The sequence below is a fragment of the Pseudomonas sp. yb_5 genome (genome assembly GCF_043103865.1).
Taxonomy (GTDB): Bacteria; Pseudomonadota; Gammaproteobacteria; order Pseudomonadales; family Pseudomonadaceae; genus Aquipseudomonas; species Aquipseudomonas putida_Y.
The window spans coordinates 22,249-48,684 of the sequence record NZ_JBICKE010000061.1 but is presented as its reverse complement, the minus strand read 5'-3'; the positions used below and the strand labels follow the sequence as shown (position 1 = coordinate 48,684).

The 26,436-nt window shown below is 63.0% G+C and carries 26 protein-coding genes; 12 read left to right on the top strand and 14 right to left on the bottom strand.

All coding sequences use genetic code 11. From position 1 onward, the window contains the following. Positions 1–10: 10 nt before the first annotated feature. Positions 11–1,078, bottom strand: a complete 1,068-nt coding sequence (locus ACF8GF_RS09165) for a DUF2066 domain-containing protein (RefSeq protein ID WP_392488010.1) — start codon at positions 1,076–1,078, stop codon at positions 11–13. 368 nt (positions 1,079–1,446) lie between these two features. On the opposite strand from ACF8GF_RS09165, the gene purM reads away from it, so the two are divergent. From purM to ACF8GF_RS09145, 4 genes are all read left to right on the top strand, one after another. Next, positions 1,447–2,505: a phosphoribosylformylglycinamidine cyclo-ligase gene (purM, locus tag ACF8GF_RS09160; RefSeq protein WP_003252437.1), complete on the top strand. Its 1,059-nt coding sequence runs from the start codon at positions 1,447–1,449 to the stop codon at positions 2,503–2,505. Next, positions 2,505–3,158: a phosphoribosylglycinamide formyltransferase gene (gene purN, locus ACF8GF_RS09155; protein WP_176685491.1), complete on the top strand. Its 654-nt coding sequence runs from the start codon at positions 2,505–2,507 to the stop codon at positions 3,156–3,158. The genes purM and purN overlap by 1 nt, the downstream gene beginning before the upstream one ends. A gap of 8 nt (positions 3,159–3,166) precedes the next feature. Next, the gene (locus tag ACF8GF_RS09150) at positions 3,167–3,877 is read left to right on the top strand and encodes a DUF3108 domain-containing protein (RefSeq protein ID WP_176685492.1); all 711 of its coding nucleotides are present in this window, start codon (positions 3,167–3,169) and stop codon (positions 3,875–3,877) included. Between the two features lie 200 nt (positions 3,878–4,077). Beyond that, positions 4,078–4,260 carry a hypothetical protein gene (locus tag ACF8GF_RS09145; RefSeq protein WP_021782528.1) on the top strand — a complete coding sequence of 61 codons (183 nt, stop codon included), beginning with the start codon at positions 4,078–4,080 and terminating at the stop codon, positions 4,258–4,260. A 100-nt stretch (positions 4,261–4,360) separates the two neighbouring features. On the opposite strand, the gene ACF8GF_RS09140 is transcribed toward ACF8GF_RS09145, so the two are convergent. The 10 genes from ACF8GF_RS09140 to ACF8GF_RS09095 all read right to left on the bottom strand — a co-directional run bounded on the left by ACF8GF_RS09140 (position 4,361) and on the right by ACF8GF_RS09095 (position 17,135). After that, complete coding sequence (locus tag ACF8GF_RS09140) at positions 4,361–6,619, bottom strand: GMC oxidoreductase (RefSeq protein WP_392488009.1); 2,259 nt, start codon at positions 6,617–6,619, stop codon at positions 4,361–4,363. After that, positions 6,616–7,107, bottom strand: a complete 492-nt coding sequence (locus tag ACF8GF_RS09135; RefSeq protein ID WP_104962419.1) for a sorbitol dehydrogenase — start codon at positions 7,105–7,107, stop codon at positions 6,616–6,618. Before ACF8GF_RS09135 ends, ACF8GF_RS09140 begins: the two co-directional genes overlap by 4 nt. Positions 7,108–7,111: 4 nt before the next feature. Further along, positions 7,112–8,452, bottom strand: a complete 1,341-nt coding sequence (locus ACF8GF_RS09130) for a cytochrome C (protein WP_176685494.1) — start codon at positions 8,450–8,452, stop codon at positions 7,112–7,114. A 307-nt stretch (positions 8,453–8,759) separates the two neighbouring features. After that, positions 8,760–9,299 (bottom strand): DUF2058 domain-containing protein, encoded by a 540-nt coding sequence (locus ACF8GF_RS09125; RefSeq protein WP_176685495.1) that lies wholly within the window; start codon positions 9,297–9,299, stop codon positions 8,760–8,762. 26 nt (positions 9,300–9,325) lie between these two features. Then, the gene (gene mazG, locus ACF8GF_RS09120) at positions 9,326–10,159 is read right to left on the bottom strand and encodes a nucleoside triphosphate pyrophosphohydrolase (protein WP_176685496.1); all 834 of its coding nucleotides are present in this window, start codon (positions 10,157–10,159) and stop codon (positions 9,326–9,328) included. 124 nt (positions 10,160–10,283) lie between these two features. Further along, positions 10,284–12,524, bottom strand: coding sequence for a GTP diphosphokinase (gene relA, locus ACF8GF_RS09115; RefSeq protein ID WP_176685497.1), 2,241 nt, complete (start codon positions 12,522–12,524; stop codon positions 10,284–10,286). A 96-nt stretch (positions 12,525–12,620) separates the two neighbouring features. After that, complete coding sequence (rlmD, locus tag ACF8GF_RS09110) at positions 12,621–13,979, bottom strand: 23S rRNA (uracil(1939)-C(5))-methyltransferase RlmD (RefSeq protein ID WP_176685498.1); 1,359 nt, start codon at positions 13,977–13,979, stop codon at positions 12,621–12,623. Next, the gene (gene cysM, locus ACF8GF_RS09105) at positions 13,980–14,879 is read right to left on the bottom strand and encodes a cysteine synthase CysM (protein ID WP_010952713.1); all 900 of its coding nucleotides are present in this window, start codon (positions 14,877–14,879) and stop codon (positions 13,980–13,982) included. It abuts the gene before it with no gap. Between the two features lie 141 nt (positions 14,880–15,020). Next, positions 15,021–16,412 carry a sensor histidine kinase gene (locus tag ACF8GF_RS09100; protein WP_176685499.1) on the bottom strand — a complete coding sequence of 464 codons (1,392 nt, stop codon included), beginning with the start codon at positions 16,410–16,412 and terminating at the stop codon, positions 15,021–15,023. 3 nt (positions 16,413–16,415) lie between these two features. Next, positions 16,416–17,135, bottom strand: a complete 720-nt coding sequence (locus ACF8GF_RS09095; RefSeq protein WP_176685500.1) for a response regulator transcription factor — start codon at positions 17,133–17,135, stop codon at positions 16,416–16,418. Positions 17,136–17,328: 193 nt separating this feature from the next. Between ACF8GF_RS09095 and ACF8GF_RS09090 the strand changes: the two genes are divergently transcribed. From ACF8GF_RS09090 to ACF8GF_RS09075, 4 genes are all read left to right on the top strand, one after another. Continuing rightward, positions 17,329–20,082 carry a response regulator gene (locus tag ACF8GF_RS09090; protein ID WP_176685501.1) on the top strand — a complete coding sequence of 918 codons (2,754 nt, stop codon included), beginning with the start codon at positions 17,329–17,331 and terminating at the stop codon, positions 20,080–20,082. Positions 20,083–20,158: 76 nt separating this feature from the next. Beyond that, positions 20,159–21,148 (top strand): 2-hydroxyacid dehydrogenase, encoded by a 990-nt coding sequence (locus ACF8GF_RS09085; RefSeq protein WP_176685502.1) that lies wholly within the window; start codon positions 20,159–20,161, stop codon positions 21,146–21,148. Positions 21,149–21,179: 31 nt separating this feature from the next. Continuing rightward, a complete protein-coding gene (locus tag ACF8GF_RS09080) occupies positions 21,180–21,617 on the top strand; it encodes a hypothetical protein (protein WP_392519739.1) in 438 nt (145 codons plus the stop codon). Beyond that, positions 21,614–22,018 (top strand): META domain-containing protein, encoded by a 405-nt coding sequence (locus ACF8GF_RS09075; protein WP_021782541.1) that lies wholly within the window; start codon positions 21,614–21,616, stop codon positions 22,016–22,018. The genes ACF8GF_RS09080 and ACF8GF_RS09075 overlap by 4 nt, the downstream gene beginning before the upstream one ends. A 34-nt stretch (positions 22,019–22,052) precedes the next feature. On the opposite strand, the gene ACF8GF_RS09070 is transcribed toward ACF8GF_RS09075, so the two are convergent. Further along, complete coding sequence (locus ACF8GF_RS09070) at positions 22,053–22,517, bottom strand: peroxiredoxin family protein (RefSeq protein WP_010952706.1); 465 nt, start codon at positions 22,515–22,517, stop codon at positions 22,053–22,055. A gap of 85 nt (positions 22,518–22,602) precedes the next feature. Here ACF8GF_RS09070 and arsC point away from each other — a divergent pair, with 85 nt between their 5' ends. Genes arsC through ACF8GF_RS09055 form a run of 3 tightly spaced genes read left to right on the top strand, consistent with a single transcriptional unit; the run spans position 22,603 to position 23,964 of the window. Beyond that, positions 22,603–22,956 carry an arsenate reductase (glutaredoxin) gene (gene arsC / locus ACF8GF_RS09065; protein WP_103469350.1) on the top strand — a complete coding sequence of 118 codons (354 nt, stop codon included), beginning with the start codon at positions 22,603–22,605 and terminating at the stop codon, positions 22,954–22,956. Then, on the top strand, positions 22,953–23,558 hold the full coding sequence (wrbA, locus tag ACF8GF_RS09060) for an NAD(P)H:quinone oxidoreductase (protein ID WP_392488008.1): 606 nt from the start codon (positions 22,953–22,955) through the stop codon (positions 23,556–23,558). The genes arsC and wrbA overlap by 4 nt, the downstream gene beginning before the upstream one ends. Next, entirely contained in the window at positions 23,551–23,964 is a 414-nt protein-coding gene (locus ACF8GF_RS09055) for a DUF2069 domain-containing protein (protein WP_176682783.1), read from the top strand. The genes wrbA and ACF8GF_RS09055 overlap by 8 nt, the downstream gene beginning before the upstream one ends. Positions 23,965–24,067: 103 nt before the next feature. On the opposite strand, the gene ACF8GF_RS09050 is transcribed toward ACF8GF_RS09055, so the two are convergent. Together ACF8GF_RS09050 and ttcA are read right to left on the bottom strand one after the other, a co-directional pair. After that, positions 24,068–24,739 (bottom strand): DNA-3-methyladenine glycosylase I, encoded by a 672-nt coding sequence (locus tag ACF8GF_RS09050; RefSeq protein ID WP_176682782.1) that lies wholly within the window; start codon positions 24,737–24,739, stop codon positions 24,068–24,070. Between the two features lie 4 nt (positions 24,740–24,743). Continuing rightward, positions 24,744–25,568, bottom strand: a complete 825-nt coding sequence (ttcA, locus tag ACF8GF_RS09045) for a tRNA 2-thiocytidine(32) synthetase TtcA (protein WP_339443485.1) — start codon at positions 25,566–25,568, stop codon at positions 24,744–24,746. A gap of 263 nt (positions 25,569–25,831) precedes the next feature. Between ttcA and ACF8GF_RS09040 the strand changes: the two genes are divergently transcribed. Further along, positions 25,832–26,431: a Yip1 family protein gene (locus ACF8GF_RS09040; RefSeq protein ID WP_103443838.1), complete on the top strand. Its 600-nt coding sequence runs from the start codon at positions 25,832–25,834 to the stop codon at positions 26,429–26,431. Positions 26,432–26,436 lie beyond the last annotated feature (5 nt).

Genomic DNA, 26,436 nt, shown 5'->3' with positions numbered 1-26,436 from the left:
CAAGCGCCCCTTACCAGCGAAAACGCAAGCCGTCGAACGGCGTGGGTGCTGGCTGCGCAGGCGCGGGCTGCCCGGCAGCGGCGTCCACTGCCGGTGCTGGCGTGGCTGGCACTGCCGCTGCCTGCTCTACCGGCACCTCCTGCAGTTTGGCCAGGCCAAGCTGGGCACGCAGCTGATCACGATTGCCAGTGACCCCGTAGGTCAAGGTCGTGCCTTCGGCCGCCTGCAAGCGTGGGCCATAGGGCTCCAGCACGCGGGCCAGTTCGGCGTAGCGCTGCAGGTTCATGCCCTGCACTTGCACCTGCAATTGGCGGCCGGCACCCGGCCGGGTAACGTAGCGCGGCGCCAGGCGGCTGCTTACCGCCAGCATCACCGCGTCAGCCAAGGCTGTCGGGTCGGCACCCTCGGCATTGCCCTGCTCACGCTGGTCGCCCAGCCACAGCTGCCACTTGCCCTGCCACTTGCCGTCGGCTTCCTGGGCATGTACCGCCAGCAAAGCATCAGCACCGTAGCGCTCGGATGCTTCGCGCAACTGCGCCGGGTCGCTGCCTTCGATCTGCCTGGCATTGGCAACCAGTTGCTCCTGCAAGTCGGCCAGCGGCAAGCGCAGCGGCAGACCGCGGTGCTGGGCGGCGTGGCGCAGGGGTTGGGCACTGACCTGGCCATCACCGACCAGGTTGCTGCCCTCAACAGTGTCGTTCAACCACCACCCCAGTATCGAAGGCCGATTACTGCCCCATAGCGCCAGGCCAGCCTTGCGCAAGGCCCGCTCGGTACTACCAGGGTCGAACTCGACCACTATCGACTCGGGCGGGCCGGCTTCGCTGCCCACCTGGTTGATGATTTGCCGAGGGTCCTTGCGCAGCTCGGCCAACGCAGGGCTTTGCACTGCCTTTGGGTCACCGGTCAGACGCAGCACCAGCGTGTCCAGGGCTTTGACCGTGGCCGCGGTACGGGCTTCAGCGCCCGGCCCGGAGACCGGTTCGCGCACCTGATAAAGGCCTGAGACATTTTCAGCCAGGGCAGTGGCCGAGATCAGGGCCAGGCAACCGGCTGCCAGAATATTGAACAAACGCATGGAGGATTCCTGTCCAGTTACCGCAATGCCTATACCTTATACACGGGGGCGCCAGGTAACCAGCCGCGGGGCGTGAAAGATTGCTTGCGGGTGTTGTAGGGCCTACCGGTGTTCGCGTTGAGCGGCGCAGCGCCGGTGAGATCGCGCACCGCCCGCGCGGCGCATGGCTGTTCCCTCAAGGCGAACGTCCCAACTAATTATCTTTTTCATGCCCTGCCCGTCGGCCTGAGGATGGCCGCTGCACGGCAACCCTGATAAAATCGCGCGCCTTCACAGACTACTGACGTTTCAGGCAGCCGCCGCTTACCAGCCGGCCTTGGCCGTCATGGTCGTTTTTAAGAATCCCTCCCTCCTAAAGGCCTGGATCAATGAGCAAGCAACCCTCCCTGAGCTACAAGGACGCCGGTGTAGACATCGACGCCGGCGAAGCACTGGTCGAACGCATCAAGGGCGTGGCAAAACGCACCGCACGCCCTGAAGTCATGGGTGGCCTGGGTGGCTTCGGCGCCCTCTGCGAGATCCCGGCCGGCTACAAGCAGCCGGTGCTGGTCTCCGGCACCGACGGCGTCGGTACCAAGCTGCGCCTGGCACTTAACCTGAACAAGCACGACAGCATTGGCCAGGACCTGGTCGCCATGTGTGTCAACGACCTGGTCGTCTGCGGCGCCGAGCCGCTGTTCTTCCTCGACTACTACGCCACTGGCAAGCTGAACGTTGACGTGGCCGCCACCGTGGTCACCGGCATCGGCGCCGGTTGCGAACTGGCCGGCTGCTCGCTGGTCGGTGGTGAAACCGCCGAAATGCCTGGCATGTACGAAGGTGAAGACTACGACCTGGCCGGTTTCTGCGTAGGTGTGGTGGAAAAGGCCGAAATCATCGACGGCTCCAAGGTTGCCACCGGCGACGCGCTGATCGCCCTGCCGTCCTCGGGCCCGCACTCCAACGGCTACTCGCTGATCCGCAAGATCCTCGAAGTCTCGGCTACCGATATCGAGAACACCCAGCTGGACGGCAAGCCGCTGACCGACCTGCTGATGGCGCCGACCCGCATCTACGTCAAGCCGCTGCTGCAGCTGATCAAGAACACTGGCGCAGTCAAGGCCATGGCCCACATCACCGGCGGCGGCCTGTTGGACAACATCCCGCGCGTACTGCCGAAAAACGCCCAGGCCGTGGTTGACGTGGCCAGCTGGCAGCGCCCGGCGGTGTTCGACTTCCTGCAGGAAAAAGGCAACGTCGACGAGCACGAAATGCACCGCGTACTGAACTGCGGTGTGGGCATGGTCATCTGCGTGGCCCAGGACCAGGTCGAAGCCGCCCTGAACGAACTGCGCGCCGCCGGTGAGCAGCCATGGGTAATCGGCCACATCGCCGAAGCCGCCGAAGGCGCTGCCCAGGTCGAGCTGCAGAACCTCAAGGCACACTGATGCCGAGCAATGCCTGCAATGTAGTGGTACTGCTGTCGGGCTCCGGCAGCAACCTGCAAGCCCTGATCGACAGCTGCCAAGGGCAGGACAGCCCGGTGCGTATCCGCGCGGTGGTCTCCAACCGCGCCGATGCCTACGGCCTGCAACGCGCCGCAGCGGCCGGCATCGACAGCGTCGTGCTCGACCACACCCAGTTCAACGGCCGTGAAGCCTTCGATGCCGCGCTGATGGCGCGCATCGACGGCTTTGCCCCGGACCTGGTGGTGCTGGCCGGCTTCATGCGCATCCTCAGTGGCGGCTTCGTGCGCCACTATCAGGGCCGCCTGCTCAACATCCACCCGTCTCTGCTGCCCAAGTACAAGGGCCTGCATACTCATCGCCGGGCGTTGGAAGCTGGCGACGCCGAGCATGGCTGCAGCGTACACTTCGTGACTGAGGAACTCGATGGCGGCCCACTGGTCGTACAGGCTGTGGTACCGGTGGCGTCTGATGACACCGTCGAAAGCCTGGCACAGCGGGTACACCATCAGGAACACCTGATCTACCCACTGGCGGTGCGCTGGTTCGCTGAAGGGCGCTTGCGTCTTGGCGAACAGGGTGCATTACTGGACGGCCAGCCACTGGCGGCCAGCGGTCACTTGATTCGATCCTAGGAGAATTTATGCGTCGCGCCCTGCTCTTGGCTCTCGCCGTGCTCGCCCTGCCCCTCCAGGCAGCTGATCTGAAGCCCTTCTCGGCCAGCTACACGGCCGACTGGAAACAGCTGCCCATGAGCGGCACCGCCGAGCGCAGCCTGGTCAAAAATGCCAACGGTACCTGGGACCTTAATTTCAAGGCTTCCATGATGATCGCCAGCCTGACCGAGCAAAGCACCCTGCGCATGGAAAACGACACCCTGCTGCCGCAGAAGTACCACTTCGAGCGCGGCGGCCTGGGCAAGGCCAAGAAGGTCGACCTGGACTTCGACTGGAGCACCAAGAAGGTCACCGGCAGCGACCGTGGCGATGCCGTCAGCCTGCCACTGAACCGCGGCGTACTGGACAAGTCGTCCTACCAGCTGGCCCTGCAGCACGACGTGGCCGCGGGCAAGAAAAGCATGACCTACCAGGTGGTCGACGGCGACGAAATCGACACCTACGACTTCCGCGTGCTGGGCACCGAAAAGGTCACCACCAAGACCGGCCAGGTCGATGCAGTGAAGGTCGAGCGCGTGCGCGATCCAAGCCAGAGCAAGCGCATCACCGAGCTATGGTTTGCCAAGAACTGGGACTACCTGCTGGTGCAATTGCGCCAGGTAGAGACCGATGGCAAGGAGTACGTGATCGTGCTGCAGGATGGCACGGTCGATGGCAAGCCGGTGAAGGGCAACTGATCCGGCACTGCCTGCAACACCTGAAGCCCTGCCCAGTGCGGGGCTTTTCTTTGCTGCGAAGAAGCCCATCGAGGCAGCACACCTCCCAGCTTCATGAAACTTGTTTCATGCCTGTTTTATTTACTTAGTCTGCTAACAAACTCTATAAAGAAGACGTGCGACACACTGTCGCAGCCATCTTGAAGAAGTGGAGTTTAACGATGACTGTCCAAGTAACCGAACGCGACGAATCGAAAATGTCCCACGAAGGCCTGGCCGCTGGCGTGCGGATCTGGGATGTGTACCAACAAGGCCAACTGGTGGGCATGTTCCATAACGAACACGAAGCGCACCAATACCGCGTTGAGCTTGAAGACCTGGAAAACCAGCGCGCTACACAATGACCCAGCGCATTGCCGCGAATCCCTGATTCACCCGGGCTCGAAGAACAACCCCACAATACTGCGGCAGTGCCGGAGCCTTGTGGGGTTGCCATGACAGGATCTACACCGACCCGAAACGCACCTCCACCGACAGGCTGCCCAGGTTATCGCTCAGACCAGCCCCGTAACGGCCGTCCAAGTCGTCATTGATGCACAATTGCAACTCTCCCTGCTGGCCACGCGGCAATTGCATCTGGTTGCCGACCAGGAACGGCACGCCGCTGTTGCCGATACGCCCGATCAACGCCCCTTCCGGTTGACCAGGCAAGGCATAGCCGGGCTTGGCGATCAACCTTGGGTTGCCCGCCGCGCCAACCATGCCGGTGGCCGGGTTCGCCGTCCACTGCCCGCCCGTACAGACCGCCAACTGCCAGCTCTGCCCATTGATCTGCATGCCCGTGCCCTGCCATGCCTGGTTGGCCTGCACCTGTACGGTACGCTTGAGCAGGTCGCTGGCCACCACATCGGCGGCCTGGAAGGTCAACGCGGTGATGGTCAAGGTCGGGTTGGCGGTGCCGGTGGTGGGGAACACACCGTCGCCGACCAGGAACAGGTTGGGGTGGTCCCAGCTGCGCTGGTCCTTGTCCACCACCGACTTGGTGCGGTCCGAGCCCATGCGGTAGGTGCCCATCAGGTGGCCAGCGCCGTAGAACGCGTAGTTTTGGCCGTCGTACTCGAACACCGTTTGCGAGCCGGGCTCGAGCTTAGGGTTCAGGTCGGTCAGCTCGGTGGCGCCCATCAGCTCGGTGATGATATACGTGGCGGCCAGGCGCGCCTGCTTGAAACCCTCCTTGGTGTAGTCGGACAGTTCGTAGGTGATCTGTGGCCGAGGCAGGCCCAGGCCGTCGGTGAACTCCGTGCTCCTGTCCACCCGGCACAGCGCTTTGTCGGGGTCTTTCTCCACCTGCTCGACCAAGAAGCCCAGACGGAACTGGCGGGTCAGCACGCTGTTGAGCTGCTGCACCAGCGCCTGGCCGGACAATGCCAGCTTGTTGGGGTTAGCGCCGCCGTGGTTGGTCCCGTCGATGAAATCGCAGACCGAGGTGTAGGGGTCGTTCACCGACCAGTTCCAGCCCTCGTTGCCGATTTCGATACGCCAGGCGGCACGCTGGCTGCGGAACGGGCCATCGCGCATGTCCTCGATCCCCGAGGTGGACAATGGCCCACGGAACGGGAACAGCGGCTTGCCTTCGGGCATCAGGCCCCAGGCCAGGTACACCGGGTGGTCAGCCAACGCCTGGCCGACCTGGCCGCTGCTGTTGGCGACCCCTTTAGGGCTGTTCGGGCCGATGGAGTTGAGCAGCAGCTTCGGTGTTTCGATCGCGTGGGCGGCAATCACGTAGCGCTTGCCCTGGGCCGTGCCGTTCTGGCGCGTGCCGTTGTTCTGATACTGGATGAAGTCGATTCCCGTGACCCCATTGGCATCGACCTGCACCTGGCTTGCCACGGTCTGGTAGAGGATGCGCACGTTGCCGGTATCCAGTGCCTTGGCCATGGTCACGGTGGCATCGTACTTGGCCTGGATCGGGCAGATCGGTGTGCAACTGGTGTTGCCTGCGCACACCCGACGGCCGTTATCATTCTGCGAGTTGCGCCCGGCCGGGGTCTGCCGGACATTGAGGGTGACACCTGGGTACGGCTTGCCGTCGGGCCCCTTCTCCGGGCTCTGGTATACCGTGCCCGTGACGTTCTCGCCCAGGCCTTGGTCGACCAGCGACGGCGGGATGCCATGCATGCTGTATTTGTAGCCATGCGGGAACGTCACGCCCAGGTAAGTCTGCGAGGCGACATCGGCGGACACGCCCATCTCCTCTTCGGCGCGGCAATAGGCGGTCTGCAGATCGTCGTAACTGATCGGCCAGTCGACCCCGACGTTGTACGCAGTGCGCATGCGAAAGTCGTTGGGCAACAGGCGCAGGGCCGTGCCCATCCAGTGCCACATGGTGCCGCCACCTACCCGCTCGTAAGTGCTGGCGAACAGTTGCGGTCCCTTCTGCACCAGGTAGCTTTTCTGCGCCTTGTCCGGGTCTTGGCTACCCGCGGTGATCAGGTCCTGGATGGTCGCCCGTGGCGCGAACTGCGTGGCCGGGGTCTGCTCGCTCTGTTCAGGTGGGTACGGCGATTCGGGCGCTTTGAGCACCGCGGTGTAGAAGCGCTCCAGGTACTCGCTGCGATTGGGCGGAATGGCCGGGCCCGATTCGAGCACCAGCACTTTCAACCCGGCCAGGCCCAACTGGTAGGCCATGACACTGCCGGCCATGCCGGCGCCCACCACGATCACATCGGCGGTTTCGATGTTCTGGGTTTGTACATTGCTCATGGCTGCTGCCCTTCCTTGGCGTCGACTCCGGTGAATTGCTTGAGGGTCGGTGGCTGCTCTCCCCAGTATCCGAAGTGGAACTGGCTGTAGCCCATGGGATGGGATTGGGCGATCTTCCACGCCCAGCTCTCCTTGTAGGCCTGGTCGGAGACCACGCGCGTGTCACCCGTGCGCGCGTTGCCCAGGTCGTAGGGTTGGTACCAACTGCCGAGCAGCCACAGCTTCATGATCGAGCGGGCGCCCTGGGCGATTTGCGGGTTCGCGTTATCGAGCACGGCGCTGGCGATTTGCGCGGGCGGCTGGCTCTGGATGCTGGCGTACAGCTCCAGCAGGCTGCTGAACGCCTCGAGGCCCATGCCTTGCTGGGCGGTGGCGAAGAACACCGGCGGCAGGTTGATCGGGTCGACGGAAGGCGCCAGCAGCTTGGCCGACAGGCCAGTGAGCACGGCGGACAAGCCGATGAAGTTTTGCAGGTTCTGGTCGCTCATGGCATCACTCCTTGGCGCCGGTGGATTGGGCACGTTCAAGCAGGAAAGTGAAATCGGCGAAGCTGGTGCGCGGTGACTGGGTCACGCGAGTGGTCGCGTTGTTGTGGCACTCCATGCAGCTGGACGAGGCCTGCGGGGTGGTGCCCTGGTTGTAGGTCTCCAGGGTGGCGTTGGCCAGGAAGTTCGGCGCAGGCGTACCTAACGGGTTGGTCGGTGACGGCACCTGGCAGTCATCGGCCGGGGCGGTGGGCCACTGGGTGCTGATCAGGTGGTAGTTGGCCCACACCGTGCCCTTGAGCGCACCTTGCCACTGTGCGTTGAGCTGTTGGGTGGCGGCGGTGATGGGAATTTCACGCACGATCTGCGAGGGGATGGCCTTCTTCGACGGGTCCCACGGTTGCGCGGGCGGCTCGTTCACCGGGCGGTCGCTGGCCTGGGCGTCGTAGAACAGGTAGGGCCCCTTGCGCTCGTTCATGGGCGTGGTCTTTTCCGGCACGTTGCGCACGTGCTCGAACGTCGACCATACCCACTGTGGTGCACCTTCGGTCTTGTGCACGATGTGCAGGCCTACCAGCCCGACCTTCTGCGCATTGCACGACTCGGGGATCAGCGCCCCCTTGTTCGGGTCGGCGTTGCCGGGGGTGTAGACCAGCGCGTCGACGGCGTGGAACTCCTGCGGGTTGTCGCTGCCATCGAGCACTTTCCAGGCCGACTTGACCATGATCGCACCGACCTGCTGGGCCTTCTGCGAACCACAGGCGAAAGCGATGCGGTTGTCAGCCTTGCTCAGGAACGCTTGCTGGCCTTCCTTGCTGTACAGGCCATTGTTGACGATGTCATCGAACATCGGCTTGTTGACCATGATCGCGTTGCGCGTGTAGGTGCCGCTTTGGTCGACCAACGGGCCGGTCTTGAACGGCTGGATGAACTCATCGAGCACGCCGGCGACCTTGCCCATCTGCTGCAGCACCGGCAAGTCACCCTTGCCTTGGCAGGCTGCGGGCACGGGTGCCTGCTGATCCCAGGCAACGGGTTTCTGTCCCTTGGGCAGGAAGATCTCGTAGCTCTCTTTCCACGACTCCCACACCGTCTTGCCGGGTGCGCCGATCTGCGCCGAGGTGTTGGCGCTGCCGTCGGCGTTGGCGGGCCAGTTCAGGGCGACGAAGGTCTGCCACGACAGCACGTCGAAATCGTGTTGCAGGTTGTCCAGGGTGAAAGGGGGATTGGCGGTGACGTCGAAGGGAATCGCAGGTGACAGCACCGGCGGACTGGCCGCATCGGCCATGGCGAACGCGCTGGTGAAACTTGCACCCAGGCACGCCAACCGTTTCAGGGTTATTTTCATTATCGTCTCCTCAGCAGATAAAGCGTCGGGACGACGAGGCGTACTGGCCCTTCCTGGACCGAATGTTCAGCGCTATCCCTGACGCTAAGCTGGAGGCTAGCCGCTGTGCCAAAACCCTAGGAAATGTCCGACGAACGGAAGGAACCAAGGCAATAGCACAGCTGACTGATCGCGCCGGTTCGGCGAGCTGCGAGCCAACGCGTTTTTCACGATGGCCGCAGAAGCGACCTTGCGTCGCAAAAGGGCCGCAAAGCGGCCCTGGCGATCTTGAATGAACCGCGTTACCGCCAGAGCGGTGTTTTACTGTTTACCACATCAGATCATCAGGGATCTTGTAAGCCGCGTACGGGTCGTCTTCGTCCGCTTCCTCGACATGGCTATTGAGCAGCAGAATACGGCCAGGGTCGCGCTCCTGGATCTTCAATGCGGCCTCACGGGGGATAACCTCGTAGCCACCGGCATGGGCTACCACGGCCAGCGCGCCATTACTCAGCTTGGTACGCATGAGGGCGTTGACGGCAATGCGCTTGACCTTCTTGTCGTCGACGAAGTTGTAGTAATCCTCGGTGTTCAGCTTGGGCAGGCGAGTGGCCTCGATCAGTTGCTTGACCTGCGCGGCACGGGCCTTCTGCTCGGCCTTTTCCTGCTGCTGGCGGTTCAGTTCCTGGTCACGCCTGGCTTTTTCAGCCATGGCTTCCTTGGCCATGCGCTGCTGGCTGTCGTCGACTTCGACCTGGCCTTTGTGCTCCATGCGCTTTTGTTTCTTTTCAGCTTTGTTGGTCTGCGAGACCTGTTTCTGGTTGACCAGACCGGCTTTGAGCAATTGGTCGCGAAGGGAAAGGCTCATGAATACTCACTCACTTATGCAACAGCTCAGCCGCAGCTGGGCAGGTTCTTTTCCTGACGTTTGGCTTCCCCCCAAAGGGCATCCAGCTCGTCAAGGTCACAATCTTCAATGGGGCGGCCACTGTCGCGCAATGCCTGTTCGATAAAACGGAAGCGTCGTTCGAACTTGCGATTGGCGCGGCGCAAGGCGTGCTCCGGGTCCTGCTGGAGGTGGCGTGCCAGGTTGACGGTGGCGAACAGCAGGTCACCCATTTCATCTTCAAGGGCATCGACATCACCGTCGGCCATGGCCTGCAGCACTTCATCAAGCTCTTCACGGACCTTGTCCAGCACCGGCAATGCCGCTGGCCAGTCGAAACCGACCGTGGCCGCGCGCTTTTGCAGTTTGGCTGCCCGCGACAGCGCCGGCAAGGCTGCCGGAACGTCGTCGAGTAGCGAAAGCTGTTCAGGCTGGCTTTTTTCCGCGCGCTCTTCGGCCTTGATTTCTTCCCAGCGCGACTTGACCTGCGCATCGCTCAAACCGGGGGTATCCATCGGCGCGTACAGCTCGCCAGTGGGGAATACATGCGGGTGACGGCGGATGAGCTTGCGGGTGATGCTGTCGACCACGCCGTCGAACTCGAAACGCCCCTCCTCCCGGGCCAGCTGGCTGTAATAGACCACCTGGAACAGCAAGTCGCCCAGTTCACCTTGCAGGTGCTCGAAATCGCCGCGCTCGATGGTGTCGGCGACCTCGTAGGCCTCTTCGAGGGTGTGCGGGACGATGCTGGCGTAGTTCTGCTTCAGGTCCCACGGGCAGCCGTACTGCGGGTCGCGCAGACGGGCCATGAGATGCAGCAGGTCGTCAAGGGTGTAGGTCATACAGGCAGGTCCTTCGGTGGTGGCTGCTTCGCGGGCTTGCCCGCTCCCACAGGTACGGTGCAGATTTCCAAACCTGCATCCATCCTGTGGGAGCGGGCAAGCCCGCGAAGCTGGCGCCACAGTCTCAAGGGGTACGATTACGCCGCGTTTCGATGATGTTCGGCAACTGCGAGATCCGCCCCAGCAGGCGCCCCAGTGCGTCCAGGCCGGGGATCTCGATGGTCAGCGACATCAGCGCGGTGTTGTCTTCCTTGTTCGATCGGGTATTCACCGCCAGCACGTTGATCTTTTCGTTCAGCAGCACCTGCGACACATCGCGCAGCAGACCCGGGCGGTCGTAGGCACGGATGACGATGTCGACCGGGTAGGTCTGCACCGGGATCGGCCCCCAGCTCACCTGGATCATGCGCTCTGGCTCCCTGCCCGCCAGCTGCAGTACCGAGGCACAGTCCTGGCGATGAATGCTCACGCCACGGCCCTGGGTGATGTAACCGACAATGGCATCGCCCGGTAGCGGCTGGCAGCAGCCGGCCATTTGTGTCAACAGATTGCCGACACCCTGGATCTGGATGTCGCCACGCTTGCCGGTACGCGGACCGGTAGGCTTGCGCGGCACCAGTTCGATCTGCTCGATACGCTCGGGCTCCAGCAACTGCTGGGCAGCGTTGACCAGATGAGCCAGGCGCAAGTCGCCAGCACCGAGCGCGGCAAACATGTCTTCGGCAGTCTTGACGTTGGTCTTCTCGGCCAAGCGCTCGAAATCAACCTGCGGCAGGCCCAGACGACTGAGCTCGCGCTCAAGCAAGGTCTTGCCGGCGGCAACGTTCTGGTCGCGAGCCTGCAGCTTGAACCAGTGGACGATCTTGGCCCGCGCCCGCGAGGTGGTGACGTAGCCCAGGTTGGAGTTCAACCAGTCTCGGCTGGGGTTGCCGTGCTTACTGGTGATAATCTCCACCTGCTCGCCAGTCTGCAGGCTGTAGTTCAACGGCACGATACGGCCATTGATCTTGGCGCCGCGGCAGTTGTGGCCGATCTCGGTGTGCACGCGGTAGGCGAAGTCCAGTGGCGTGGCCCCCTTGGGCAGGTCGATGGCGTGGCCGTCGGGGGTGAACACATAAACCCGGTCAGGCTCGATATCGACCCGCAACTGCTCGGCCAGGCCACCGATGTCGCCCAGCTCTTCGTGCCATTCCAGCACCTGGCGCAACCAGGAAATCTTCTCTTCGTAGTGGTTGGAGCTGGGCTTGACGTCCGTGCCCTTGTAGCGCCAGTGGGCGCATACCCCAAGCTCGGCCTCTTCGTGCATGCCGTGGGTGCGGATCTGCACCTCCAGCACCTTGCCCTCGGGGCCGATTACCGCGGTGTGCAACGAGCGGTAGCCGTTCTCCTTGGGGTTGGCGATGTAGTCGTCGAACTCCTTGGGAATATGCCGCCACAAGGTGTGCACGATGCCCAGCGCGGTGTAGCAGTCGCGGATTTCCGGCACCAGTACGCGCACCGCTCGCACGTCGTAGATCTGGCTGAACTCCAGGCCTTTGCGCTGCATCTTGCGCCAGATCGAATAGATATGTTTCGCCCGACCGCTGATGTCGGCATTTACGCCAGTGGCAAGCAACTCGTTCTGCAGCTGGGTCATCACGTCGCTGATGAAGCGCTCGCGGTCCAGCCGCCGCTCATGCAACAGCTTGGCGATCTGCTTGTACTGGTCGGGCTCCAGGTAGCGGAAGGAGAGGTCTTCCAGCTCCCACTTGATGTGACCGATACCCAGGCGGTGCGCGAGCGGCGCATAGATGTCGAACACTTCACGCGCGACGCGCAGGCGTTTCTCGTCGTCGGCGGACTTGACCGCACGGATTGCGCACGTGCGTTCGGCCAGCTTGATCAGTGCCACGCGCACGTCGTCGACCATGGCCACCAGCATCTTGCGCAGGTTTTCGACCTGCGCCTGCGAACCCAGCACCAGCGACTGTCGCGGGCTGAGGCTGGCACTGATGGCGGCCATGCGCAGCACGCCGTCGATCAGCTTGGAGACCACCGGGCCAAAACACTGGCTGACTTCGGCGAGGGTGACCTTGCCCTCGCGCACCGAACGGTAGATGACCGCAGCCACCAGGGAGTCCTGGTCGAGCTTGAGGTCAGCCAGAATTTCGGCGATTTCCAGGCCAGCCTGGAAGCTGGACGTACCATCCGCCCAGGAATGCTTGGCCGGGTTGCCCTTTTTCTCTACCTCATGCGCAAACTCGCAGGCTTCTTTCAGCGCTGCGCGATCCAGTGCCGAATCGACGCTTACCACATGGTCCAACCATGCTTCGAGATTGATACTGCCGTCAGTGTTGACCGGCTGGTGCACTCTCACCTGTACCATCTTTGTTTTACCTTTCCATGCAGCACACCATACGGATGTGCTGGCGATCACCGTGCGGCCGCCATTCCGTGGCAACCGCACCAAGGGGCCAGTCAGCTAGCCCGCTTCGAATAACGCCATGGCCTCGACATGCGCCGTCTGAGGAAACATGTCGAGAATCCCGGCCCTTTTTAACCGGTACCCCTGGCCGACCAGCACTTGGGCGTCTCTCGCCAGCGTGGCCGGGTTGCACGATACGTAGACCAGCCTTCTGGCCTTGAGGCGGGCGATGCCTTGCACCACCTCGAAAGCACCGTCGCGCGGTGGATCCAAGAGTACCGCAGAAAAGCCCTCGGCGGCCCATCCGGTGCCTGCCAAAGGCTGCGATAAATCGGCCTGAAAAAACCGTGCATTATGCACATTGTTGTTCCGGGCATTGGCCGCGGCCCGATCGACCATGGCCTGCACACCTTCCACTGCCACCACCTCACGCGCCTGGCGAGCCAGCGGCAGGGCAAAGTTACCCAGACCGCAGAACAAGTCCAGCACACGCTCGTCGGCCTGTGGCGCGAGCCAGGCCAAGGCCTGCTCGATCATCGCGGTATTGACCTGGGCATTCACCTGCACGAAATCGCCCGGGCGCCAGGCCAGCTCCAGCTGCCAGGGTGCCAGGGCAAAGCCCAACTGCGCAGCAGGGTCCACGGGCGCCGGCTCCCCTTCGCCTTGCAGCCACAGCTGGGCATTGGCCTGCTCGCAGAACGCTTGCAGCCTGGCCTGGTCCTCAGCCGGCAACGGCATGACGTGGCGCACCAGAACCGCCTCGGCGGTGCCACTGAACAGCTCCACATGGCCAAGCGCCTGCGGTTTGCTCAACGAGCGCAGCACCGTCGGCAAGTGGCGCAGAATCGACTGCAAGGGCTGTACCAGCACGGCACAATCGTCGATGGCAATGATGTCCTGGCTGGCTTCGGCGCGGAACCCCACCTCCAGTTGACGCGCCTTGACGTCCCAGCGCACGGCCACACGGGCCCGGCGCCGGTAGCCGAATTCCGGCCCGCTCAGGGGTGTGGCCCATTCCTCGGGTTGCACGCCGGCCACCCGCTGCAACTGCTCGGCGAGGGTGCGCTGCTTCAGCGCCAGTTGCGCTTCGTGCGGCAGGTGCTGCAGGTTGCAGCCACCGCAGCGGTCGTAGTAGCGACATGGCGCCTCACGGCGTTCGGGCCCGGCCTGCAGCAACCGCTCCAGGCGGGCTTCGACCACTTTGCCACGGGCATTGAGCACGCGTGCCTCCACGGCCTCACCGGCCAAGGCGCCGCTGACGAACCAGGTACGCCCGTCGAGGAAGGCGATGCCACGGCCGTCACCGGCCAGGCGCTCGATGTCCAGCCGTTGCTTCTTGCCCACGGGAACCTGGGGGGTGCGATTGCCGCCGGCCGGCTGGAAGCGCAGGCCGCTGTTGCTTTTTTTCTTGGACATTTAGCGTGGGTCAAACAGGCCAGTGGACAGATAACGGTCGCCGCGGTCGCAAATGATCGCAACCATCACGGCATTTTCCACTTCGCGGGACAGACGCAACATGGCCGCGACCGCACCACCAGAAGACACGCCGCAGAAAATGCCCTCTTCACGCGCAAGGCGACGGGTGGTGTCTTCGGCTTCCTGCTGCGACATGTCGACCACGCGGTCGACGCGGGTGGCGTCGAAGATTTTCGGCAGGTATTCCTCGGGCCAGCGGCGAATGCCCGGAATGGCCGAGCCCTCCATCGGTTGCAGGCCGATGATCTGCACCGCAGGGTTCTGTTCCTTGAGGTACTGCGAGCAGCCCATGATGGTACCGGTGGTACCCATGGAGCTGACGAAATGGGTAATGGTGCCCTGGGTCTGCTGCCAGATCTCCGGGCCGGTACTGTTGTAGTGGGCGATCGGATTGTCGCCGTTGGCGAACTGGTCGAGCACCAGGCCACGGCCTTCGGCCTGCAGCTTCTCGGCCAGGTCACGGGCGCCTTCCATACCCTCCTCCTTGGTCACAAGGATCAGCTCGGCGCCATAGGCCGTCATGGCGGCCTTGCGCTCGGCGGTGGAGTTGTCGGGCATGATCAGGATCATCTTGTAGCCCTTGATCGCCGCCGCCATCGCCAGGGCGATGCCCGTGTTGCCTGAGGTGGCTTCGATCAGGGTATCGCCTGGCTTGATCTGGCCACGCAGTTCGGCGCGAGCGATCATCGACAGTGCCGGGCGGTCCTTCACCGAGCCGGCGGGATTGTTACCTTCGAGCTTGAGCAGGAGGGTATTGCTGGTTTCGCCAGCGATGCGCTGCAGGCGAACCAGTGGCGTATTGCCGACGCAATCGGCGATGGTTGGGTACTGCAAGGTCATGGGCGTATTTCGCAATCCGGACGGCGGGGTGCCTATCATACCGGCAAACCCTTCGCGGCCATATCACGCAATCTGTAGTGCATATAGCTACAAGCTATAACGGTGTGACATGTGCTGGCCTCTTCGCGGGTAAACCCGCTCCTACGGGGATCCGCTAGCCTGTAGGAGCGGGTTTACCCGCGAAGAGGCCGGCACATGCAACGGCAACTTCATCCACAAGCGCAACCCGCGCTTGCCATTCTGCGCCCACAAGGTCCCGCCCTGGCGCTGAATGGCACTGCGGGCGATGCTCAAGCCCAGACCGAAGCCCCCATCCCCCGGCCGAGAACCGTCCAGCCGCGAGAACGGCGCGAAGATCCGCTCCAGGTCCTCTTCAGCCACACCGCCACCTTCATCCTCCAACCATAGCCACCAATAACCGCCTTCGCGCTGGCCTCCCAGCCGCACCACCCCCTCGGCCGGCGAGTGACGAATGGCATTGCGCAACATGTTCTCCAGCGCCTGAGCCAGGTGGTTGAGGTTGCCCTGCACCCAGCAGTCGGCCGGCACTTCGCAGCGCAATTGCGCAGGCGACCAGCCGCTCTCGTAGCTGGCATTTTCGGCCAGCAACTCCCACAAGGCATGGACCTCGATCGGCTCCAGGTTCATCGGCGCACGCTCGGCGTCCTGCCAGGCCAGTTGCAGGGTGTCTTCGACCAGTTGCTGCATGCAGTCCACTTCACGGATCAGGCGATCACGCAGACGCTGCAGGTCGGTTTCACCATCGCAGGCCACCCGCAGCCGGCTCAGCGGCGTACGCATTTCGTGGGACAGGTCGCGCAGCAACTGCTGCTGCATAGCCACCGTGCCTTGCAGCCGCTCGGCCATCTGGTCAAAGGCACGCGCCAGTTCGCCCAACTCGTCATGCCGGGCGATGGTGCGCGAGTCCAGGCGGGCCGACAGCTGATCGGCCCGCCAGGCATTGGCCTGCTCGCGAAGTTGATTGAGCGGCACGATCAACATGCGGTACAGGCCTACACACAACAGCAAGGTGAACAGCCCCGGGATAATGCCATTGGTGACGATGCGCCACAGCACGCGGTGCTGGCCCGGATTGAAGCGCTGCGGCAGCTCGATCACCAGCATGCCCTGCTCCGGCGCCCCCGGGAACGGTATGCGCACCCACGGCTGGTCGACGCTGCGCCGACTCATGGGCCAATCGACACCGCGCAGGCGCGTCAGACGCTGCATGATCTGCGGGTTGAGTGTGGCGTTGTCGAGCGGCCGCAGGTTGATGTCGAGCACGCCAACCCAGCCCCGTTCGCGCTGATGCATGGCCGCCACCCATTGGTCCAGCCCTGCCCGACCGCCGCTGCGCCAGGCCTTTTCAGCTTCGGCGGCATAGCCCAGCAACGTCTGCCGTGCCGGCTGCGAGAGGAAGGCGTTCTGGGTTTCCATGTGCCGGCCCCAGGTATAACTGAGGCCGATCATCAGCAGGCAGAAGCCCACCAGCAAGATGGCCAGCTTCCAGAACAGCGAATGGCGGTCGAGCATGGTTCACTCTGCCTCGCCGGCACTGAGCACGTAACCCTTGCCCCACACGGTGCGGATCTGCCGTTCGTGATAACCGATGCCCTTGAGCTTGCGGCGGATCTGGCTGACGTGCATGTCCAGGCTGCGGTCGTGCCGTGAATAGCCGCGCTGCAACACCTGCTGGTACAGGAACGGCTTGCTGAGGACCTCGTCGAGGTTGCGGTTGAGGATGTCCAGCACGCGGTATTCGCTGGGGGTCAGACCTGCCAGGCGATTATCCAGGCACACGTCACACAACCCCTCGTCGAACTGCAGCTCGCCGCAGTTGGCTTGCTCCAGCGGGCCTTGATGCCGCCGCTCCAGGGCCACGCGGCGCAGAATCGCCTCGATGCGCACCTGCAACTCGGCCATGCTGAATGGCTTGGGCAGGTAATCGTCAGCACCGCGCTGAAAGCCGCTGATACGGTCGGCCTCGGCTCCCAGCGCCGACATCAGGATTACCGGCGTGGCGCTGCGCCTGCGCAACTGCGCCAAGGCGTCCAACCCATCAAGCCCGGGCAGCAGGATGTCCATGAGCACAACATCGAAAGCCTGGCGGCCAGCCGTTTCCAGGCCCTCCAGGCCATTGCGGCACCAGGTGACCTGGAAGCCCCCGCGCTGCAATTCCTCTTGCAGATAGGCACCAAGAACCGGGTCGTCCTCGATGGCAAGGATATTGGAGTTGTAAATAGCTACAGGATTCATTGGCAACTGCCATTAATTCTCAATTGAGCGATTATTGAGCATTCGCCACCTGCCAGGCAACCGCGTTGCGACCAATACCCCGGCAACAGCGCATGACACATACTAAAGAGATGCAATGGTGCCGCAGGCGGAGTAACTTCGCGGCTTGGCCGTTACCACTTGACGGCATCCAGGCACATCAGAGGAGGCGATTGTGCTCGATCGTTTGGGAATCCGCAGTCGGGTCTTGCTGCTGGCACTGCTGCCGGCCGGCTTGATGGCCCTGGTGCTGGGTAGCTATTTCACCTGGCTGCAACAGAACGACCTGCGCACCCAGCTGTTGCAGCGCGGCAAAATGATCGCCGAACAACTGGCGCCACTGGCCGCACCCGCCATGGCCCGGCTCGCGCCTGCGCAACTGGAGAGAATTGCCGCACAAACCCTGGAGCAGGCCGATGTGCGCGCAGTTGCGTTCCTGGCCCCAGACCGCACGCGCCTGGCCCACGCAGGCCCGAGCATGCTCAACCTGCCGCCCAGCGGCGGTACCGGCACCCAACTCCTGCAGCGCAGTGGCAACGACGCCACCCGCTACCTGATGCCAGTGTTCGGCCACCACCGTGACCTGGCCACCGACGCCGTGCCCGCCGAAGCCGATCGCCTGCTGGGCTGGGTAGAGATCGAGTTGTCGCACGACGGCACGCTGCTGCGCGGCTACCGCAACCTGTTCACCAGCCTGTTGCTGATCCTCGCTTGCCTGGCACTCAGTGGCCTGCTGGCGCTGCGCATGAGCCGCACCATCAACGACCCTATCGAGCGCATCAAGCACGCGGTCAACCAGCTCAAGGACGGGCACCTCGAGGAACGCCTGCCGACCCTGGGCAGCCATGAGCTGGACGAACTGGCCCACGGCATCAACCGCATGGCCGAAACCCTGCAAAACGCCCACGAAGAACTGCAGCACAGCATCGACCAGGCCACCGAAGACGTGCGCCAGAACCTGGAAACCATCGAAATCCAGAACATCGAGCTGGACATGGCGCGCAAAGAGGCACTTGAGGCCAGCCGCATCAAGTCGGAGTTCCTGGCCAACATGAGCCACGAAATCCGCACCCCGCTCAACGGCATCCTCGGTTTTACCCACCTGCTGCAAAAAAGCGAGATGACACCCCGCCAGCTCGACTACCTGAACACCATCGAGAAGTCTGCTGACAACTTGCTGGGAATCATCAACGAGATCCTCGATTTCTCCAAGATCGAAGCCGGCAAGCTGGTGCTCGACAGCATACCGTTCAACCTGCGTGACCTGATCCAGGACACCCTGACCATCCTCGCTCCGGCCGCCCACGCCAAGCAGCTGGAATTGCTGAGCCTGATCTACCGTGACACACCTGCTTCGCTGGTTGGCGACCCGTTGCGGCTCAAGCAGATCCTCACCAACCTGGTCAGCAATGCCATCAAGTTCACCCGCGAAGGCACCATCGTCGTGCGCGCCATGCTGGAAGACGAGCACGAAGACTGCGCGCAGTTGCGCATCAGCGTGCAGGACACCGGCATCGGCCTGTCACCACAGGATGTGCGCACACTGTTCCAGGCCTTCAGCCAGGCTGACAACTCACTGGCCCGCCAGCCCGGCGGCACCGGTCTAGGGCTGGTGATTTCCAAGCGCCTGATCGAACAGATGGGCGGCGAGATCGGCGTCGACAGTACCCCGGGCGAAGGTTCGCAGTTCTGGATCAGCCTCAACCTGCCCAAGGCGCATGACGATGCTGAAGAACTGCCACCGCAGCCATTGCTGGGCCGCCGTGCCGCCATTGTCGATGGCCACGAACTGGCACGCCAGGCGTTGGAGCACCAGTTGCAAGACTGCGGCCTCAGCGTGAGCCTTTTCGGCTCCTATGACCAGTTGCTGCAGGGGGTGCAGGCCGCCAGCCAGGCCGGCCTGCCGTTCGAGTTCGCGGTGCTCGGGGCCAACCTGGGCAACCTGTCGCCCGAGCAACTGGGCCATTATCACCAGCAGCTCGAGCGTTACCACTGCCAGTGCGTGGTGCTGTGCCCGACCACCGAGCAGGCGCTTTACCACCCATACCTGCCTAACGGCCATGGCCAATTGCTGTCCAAGCCGACCTGCACCCGCAAGCTGCGGCGTCTCTTGCTGGAACTGGTGCAACCACGTCGACCGCTGGCCGATGCAAATAACCCCAATGGCCAGCGCCGACCGAAAATACTCTGCGTCGACGACAATGCCGCCAACCTGCTGCTGGTGAAAACCCTGCTCGAAGACTTGGGTGCCGAGGTACTGGCCGTCAACAATGGCCATGCGGCGGTACAGGCCGTGCAGGGCGAGCTGTTCGACCTGGTGCTGATGGATGTGCAGATGCCCGGCATGGACGGCCGCGCCTGTACTGAACAGATCCGCCTGTGGGAGAACACCCAAAGCGGCAACCCGCTGCCGATCGTCGCCCTCACGGCCCATGCCATGGCCAACGAAAAACGTGCGTTATTGCACAGCGGCATGGACGACTACCTGACCAAACCGATCAGCGAACGGCAACTGGCCCAGGTGGTGATGAAGTGGACCGGCCTGAGCCTGGGCACACCGCAGCAGGCGCAGGCCGAGTTGCTGACCAACGGCGACGAACTGAAGGTACTCGACCCCGAAGAGGGCCTGCGCCTGGCCGCTGGCAAGGCAGATCTGGCGGCTGACATGCTGAGCATGCTGCTGGCGTCGCTGGATACGGACCGTGAAGCCATACGCGCCGCCCGCGCAGCCGATGACCGCAATGGCCTGATCGAGCAAGTACACCGTCTGAACGGTGCCTCACGCTATTGCGGCGTGCCGCAATTAAGGGCAGCGTGCCAACGCAGCGAAACCTTGCTGAAGCAGGACAATCCGCAGGCGCAGCAGGCCCTGGATGAACTGGACAGCGCGATCAGCCGGCTGGCGGCACAGGCCAGATTGAGCGCTTGAGTGGATCTCGGCCTCGCTGGGTATGCCTTGACAGGCAGCGCCCCACCCAAAACATGCATTGCAAAGGAGTTCCACCATGCGCGCCCTGTTGTTCAGCAGCCAGCACTACGACCAGGAAAGCTTCACCGAGGCTGCCCGCGGCACCACCCTGGAGCTGCATTTCCAGCCCGCCCGCCTGACCCTCGACACCGCCGCCCTGGCAGATGGCTTTGAGGTGGTCTGCGCCTTCATCAATGATGAACTCGGCGAACCGGTGCTGCAGCGCCTGGCCGCAGCTGGCACGCGGTTGATCGCGCTGCGCTCGGCCGGCTACAACCACGTCGACCTGGCCGCCGCCCAGCGCTTGGGCCTGGCCGTGGTGCGGGTGCCGGCCTACTCGCCACACGCCGTTGCCGAGCATGCCGTGGCGCTCATCCTGGCACTCAACCGGCGTCTGCATCGGGCCTACAACCGCACTCGCGAAGGCGACTTCACCTTGCACGGGCTGACCGGTTTCGATCTGCACGGCAAAACCGTCGGGGTGGTCGGTACCGGCCAGATCGGTGCCGCCTTTGCCCGCATCATGGCCGGTTTCGGCTGCAAGCTGCTGGCGTACGACCCCTACCCCAACCCAGAGCTGCTGGCCCTTGGCGCCCGCTACATGCCCCTGCCCGAGCTATTGCGCGAAGCCCGCATCATCAGCCTGCACTGCCCACTGACCGAGCACACTCGCCACCTGATCAATGCGCAAAGCCTGGCCCAGTTGCAGCCCGGCGCCATGCTGATCAACACCGGTCGCGGTGCGCTGGTCGACACCCCTGCGCTGATCGACGCACTGAAGAGCGGCCAGCTTGGCTACCTGGGCCTGGACGTCTACGAAGAAGAAGCCCAACTGTTCTTCGAGGACCGCTCCGACCTGCCCTTGCAAGACGATGTGCTAGCTCGGCTGCTGACCTTCCCCAACGTGATCATCACCGCCCACCAGGCTTTCCTCACCCGCGAGGCGCTGGATGCCATTGCCGCGACCACACTGGACAACATCAACCGCTGGGCGGCAGGCAATCCACAGAATCTGGTAATGGGTTAGTGCTAGGATACGCGGCATTTCTGGAGGACCCATGGTCGAACACGATTTTCGCTACACCCTTTTCAACCCGCAACACACCCTGATCGAGTGCCGTGCGTTGGTGCCAGGCCGCTATCAGGTCACCGGCAACGGCGGCTCGATGCACAAAGGCGACAGCCTGCTGGTCACGCTCAAGGGCAGCAAGGATTTGTCCATGCGCCTGACCGTGGAAAGCGTGCGCCACCTGATCAACCCACGCGGCCAGTGGGTTGCCGTGGCGAGCGGCCCGGTGTTCAACGAGCTGGAAATCCTCACCTGGCAGGTCGAATGCGATCGCTGCGATGCGGTGCTGGGCTTCGATTTCGCGGTAGACGCCAAGCTCGGCAAGGCAGCTCGTCAACCGGCTGCCAGTGCCCGTATCGCAGAGCTGGGCTGGGCCAGCCGTGGCGAAAAACACCTGTGCCCACGTTGCCAGGAGAGCGCCGAGTGAAGAATCTGCTGACCGGCGTGCTGATTGCAACCGGCCTGCTCGGCTGCGCCACAGAACCTTCCAAGCTGCAGCAGGAGCGCAGCTACGTGCTGGAGTGGATTGGCGAACGACCACTGATCGACTACAGCCACCTGACCCTGACACTGGCCAGCGACGGCCGTGCCTATGGCAACGGCGGCTGCAACCACTGGTTTGCGCCTTACACGCTCGATGGCGAGCACCTCAGCTTCGGCAAGGTCGGCAAGACCCGCAAGCTGTGCGCACCCGCGCTGATGGAACAGGAAAAGCGCTTCCTGCAGGCGCTGGAAACGGTAGAGCGTTGGGATGTGTCACCGGTGGAGCAGATACGCTTCTGGCCGGCCGAAGGCAAGCCGCTGCGCTTCTGGCCCGAGGAAGGCTGAGGATTGCCGGGGCCGCTTTGCGGCCCCGAATGCATCAGGCGCCTTTCAGGGCCTTGATCTTGGCCTGCAACCCTTCCAGGGTCTGCTCGCCCATCAACTGCTCACGCACCTTGCCCTTGTCGTCAATGATGTAGGTCACCGGCAAGGCCTCGCTGCGTGGCAGGTCATAGCGCTCGGCCGGGTCCTGGGCCAGCACGGTGAAACCGATGCCCAGGGTTTCGGCAGCCTGCTTCAGGTCCTGCCCCTGCAGGCCATCGAAGTTCACCCCCACCACCTTGACGCCATCAGCCGCCCACTGCTTGGCCGCTGCGTTCAGTTCCGGGATTTCGGTACGGCACGGCCCGCACCACTCAGCCCAGTAGTTGAGCACCAGCCAGTGCCCTTCGATCTGTTCGGCCTTAACCGTATTACCGTGTTGGTCCACGCCATAATCGGCACCGCAACCACCGAGCAACAGGCTCGCGGTGATGGCCAGTACTGCTGCCAAACGCCTTGCCATGGGTCAATCCTTCTCGAGTTTTAAAGCAAATTGGTCAGTCGCTGCGGTTAGAATAGCCGCCACACCCAGCTGGATGCGACCCGACATGACTGACCTCACGCTCTATCATAACCCGCGCTGCTCGAAATCCCGCGGCGCCCTTGAACTGCTCGAAGCCCGCGGCCTGGCCCCGACCATCGTGCGCTACCTGGAAACCCCGCCCGACGCTGCCACCCTCAAGGCCTTGCTCGGCAAGCTGGGCATCGCCCCGCGCCAATTGCTGCGCAGCGGCGAGGACGAATATAAAACACTGAACCTGGCCGACCCGGCACTGACCGACGCGCAACTGATCGAGGCCATGGCCCAGCACCCCAAACTGATCGAGCGGCCGATCCTGGTTGCCGGTGACAAGGCCGTGGTCGGTCGTCCGCCAGAAAAAGTGCTGGAGATCCTGCCGTGAGCGCGCCCTACATCCTGGTGCTGTATTACAGCCGCCATGGAGCGACCAGCGAAATGGCCCGGCACATCGCCCGCGGTATCGAGCTGGCCGGCATGGAGGCGCGCCTGCGCACGGTGCCCGCGATTTCCACCGAATGCGAAGCGGTGGTCCCGGATATTCCGGCCAGTGGCGCGCTGTACGCCACCCTTGATGACCTGCGCCACTGCGCAGGCCTGGTACTGGGCAGCCCGACCCGGTTCGGCAACATGGCAGCGCCACTCAAGTACTTCCTGGATGGCACCAGCAGCCTTTGGCTAGGCGGTGAGCTGGTCGGCAAACCGGCTGGCGTGTTCACCTCCACCGCCAGCCTGCACGGCGGCCAGGAAACGACTTTGCTGTCGATGATGCTGCCACTGATGCACCACGGCATGTTGGTGATGGGCCTGCCCTACAGCGAGTCGGCACTGCTCGAGACCCGCGGCGGCGGCACGCCTTATGGCGCCAGCCACCACGCAGGTGCCGATGGCAAGCGCGAACTCGACTCCCACGAAATCACCCTGTGCCGCGCCCTGGGCCAACGCCTGGCGACCACGGCCAAGGCCCTGGAGGCGGCGCGTGGCTAGAAAGCCCAAGGTATTGCCACCGCTGCAATGGCTGGTACCACGCCTGCGCCTGACGCGGGCATTCAGCCTGGCATGCTTCTTCGGCCTGATCGCCCTGCTGGTGGTGAACAACCTGTGGTTCGCCAACCTGCACGGGGCCCGGGTCGAGGTGATCCTGGCGATCGAATTGGTGCCGTTGCTGTTGCTGCTGCCAGGCATGCTGAAAGGCAGCGCCCGGGCGCATGCCTGGACCTGCTTCGTGGTGAATATCTATTTCATCAAGGGCGTGCTGGCGGCGTTCGACCCGGCCCGGGCGGTATTCGGCTGGCTTGAAGTGCTGGTGAGCCTGGGGCTGTTCATTGCCGGGCTACTGTACGTGCGCTGGAAGTTCCAGCATGAGCGGCGCATGGCAGGCGAAGGCAGTTAGATTTTTCGCGGGCACGCCCGCTCCCACAGGTACTGCACAGGCCTTAAGTGCGGTGCGATTCCTGTGGGAGCGGGCGTGCCCGCGAATGGGAGCAACACAAGGCTCAATGGTTGACGGTGTGCGCCAGCATCACCGACAACTGGCACAGCGGCCGCCCGCTCTCTGCATGCCACTGGTTGAACGCCTGCTGCACCAGAGCCAGGTCGCGCTGGCTGGTTGGCTGCTTGTCGATCACCTTCTGTGCAATCAACGCCGCTGCCATGTCATCGGTCGGGATGAAGGTGTCCTTGCCGACCATGCGCAAAAACCGTGGCGCCGACAACCCGCCCAACTGGTTGCCGTGCTTGGCCAGGTACTTCCACAAGCCGACAATGTCGGTCACTGGCCAGTCGGCGATAAATGCCCCAAAACTGCCATGCGCCTTGGCGATATCCAGCACCATTTGCGCATTGCGCGGCACGCTCTTGAGCTTGCCCAGGTGGCGAATGATGCGCTCGTCGTGCATTAGCCGCTCCAGATGCTCGGCACCCATCAACACCACTTTCTCCGGATCGAAGCCGAAGAACACCTGCTCGAACGCCGGCCACTTGGCGTCCACCAGGCTGTGCTTGAGCCCGGCGCGAAACACCCGCAGGGCCAGCGTCGACAGGTAGCGGTCGTCACTGATGTCGCGCAGTTGCGCCGGCGTGCGCGGCTGCGGCAGGAAAGCCTCCAGCGCCTGGGCCGAGCCAAAGCGGTTAAGGCAGTACTCATGCAACCACTGGTAATCGCGCATGGGCTCAGATGTTCAGCACGTCGAGGAAACGCGGGGTAGCGTTTTCGTCGATCTTCAGGCTGGTGAAGTCAAACAGGTTCCGGTCGGCCAACTGCGACGGAGCCACGTTCTGCAGGGCACGGAAGATGCTCTCGGTACGGCCCGGGTGCTTGCGTTCCCACTCCACCAGCATGTCCTTGACCACCTGGCGCTGCAGGTTTTCCTGCGAGCCGCACAGGTTGCACGGGATGATCGGGAATTCCTTCATGTCCGAGTAGGCCTGGATGTCCTTCTCGCTGCAGTAGGCCAGCGGGCGGATCACCACGTTGCGGCCGTCGTCGGCGCGCAGCTTCGGCGGCATGCCCTTGAGCGCGCCGTTGAAGAACATGTTGAGGAAGAAGGTTTCGACGATGTCGTCGCGGTGATGCCCCAGCGCCATCTTGGTAGCGCCAATTTCGTCGGCAAAGGTGTACAGGGTACCGCGGCGCAGACGAGAACACAGCGAGCAAGTGGTCTTGCCTTCGGGTACCAGCTCCTTTACCACCGAGTAGGTATCCTTCTCGACGATGTGGTACTCGACACCCAGTTCCTTGAGGTAGGCCGGCAATACGTGCTCAGGGAAGCCCGGCTGTTTCTGGTCCATGTTCACCGCCACGATCTGGAACGTGATCGGTGCCACCTTCTGCAGGTGCAACAGAACGTCGAGCATGGTGTAGCTGTCCTTGCCGCCGGACAGGCAGACCATGACCTTGTCGCCATCCTCGATCATGTTGTAGTCGGTGATGGCTTCGCCAGCGAGACGACGCAGGCGTTTTTGCAGTTTGTTCTGGTTGACCGAGAGGGTGCCCATAGCGCTTGGATCCGCGAGGTGTGACAAAAGCCGGCTATTTTACGCACAAACGCAGCATCGCTGTAGGCATTCCGATAAAGACTTCAATGTAATCAACAGCACCGCTTACAGCGCAATTTGCTCTAAAAAGCGCGGTTTATGTGGGTAACGGCTTCCTATACTGCCACATAAGGCCACATTACCGCTTGCATCGGTGTTAGGGCCTCGGGCCGCTTGCGCTCCATATTGGGGGGCGTTTGGCAACATTGAGAGGAGTGATCGGCATGATTCATCACGTTGTGGGGCTGTTTACCCATCCCGATCAGGAATGGCGGGAGATTCGTGGCGAAGAAGAAACCATCAGCCACATGTACCTGACGCACACCCTGATCCTCGCGGCGATTCCGGCCGTTTCGGCGTTTATCGGTACTACCCAGGTGGGCTGGGTGATCGGTGACCGACCGGCAGTGATGCTGACCATGGAAAGCGCTGTCTGGATGAGCATCATGTCATACCTGGCCATGCTCGCCGGGGTGGCGGTAATGGGCGCGTTCATCCACTGGATGGCCCGCACCTACGATGCCAACCCGTCCATGGCGCAATGCATCGCTTTTGCCACCTACACCGCCACCCCCTTGTTCATCGGCGGCCTGGCGGCGCTTTACCCGCACCTGTGGCTGGGCATGCTGATCGGCACAGCCGCCATCTGCTACACGGTATACCTGCTGTATGTCGGCTTGCCGACGTTCATGAACATACCATCGGATGAAGGCTTCCTGTTCTCCAGCTCGGTGCTGGCAGTAGGCTTGGTGGTACTGGTGGCAATCATGGCGGCTACCGTCATTATCTGGGGACTGGGCGTGGGGCCCGTCTACACCAACTAGAACAG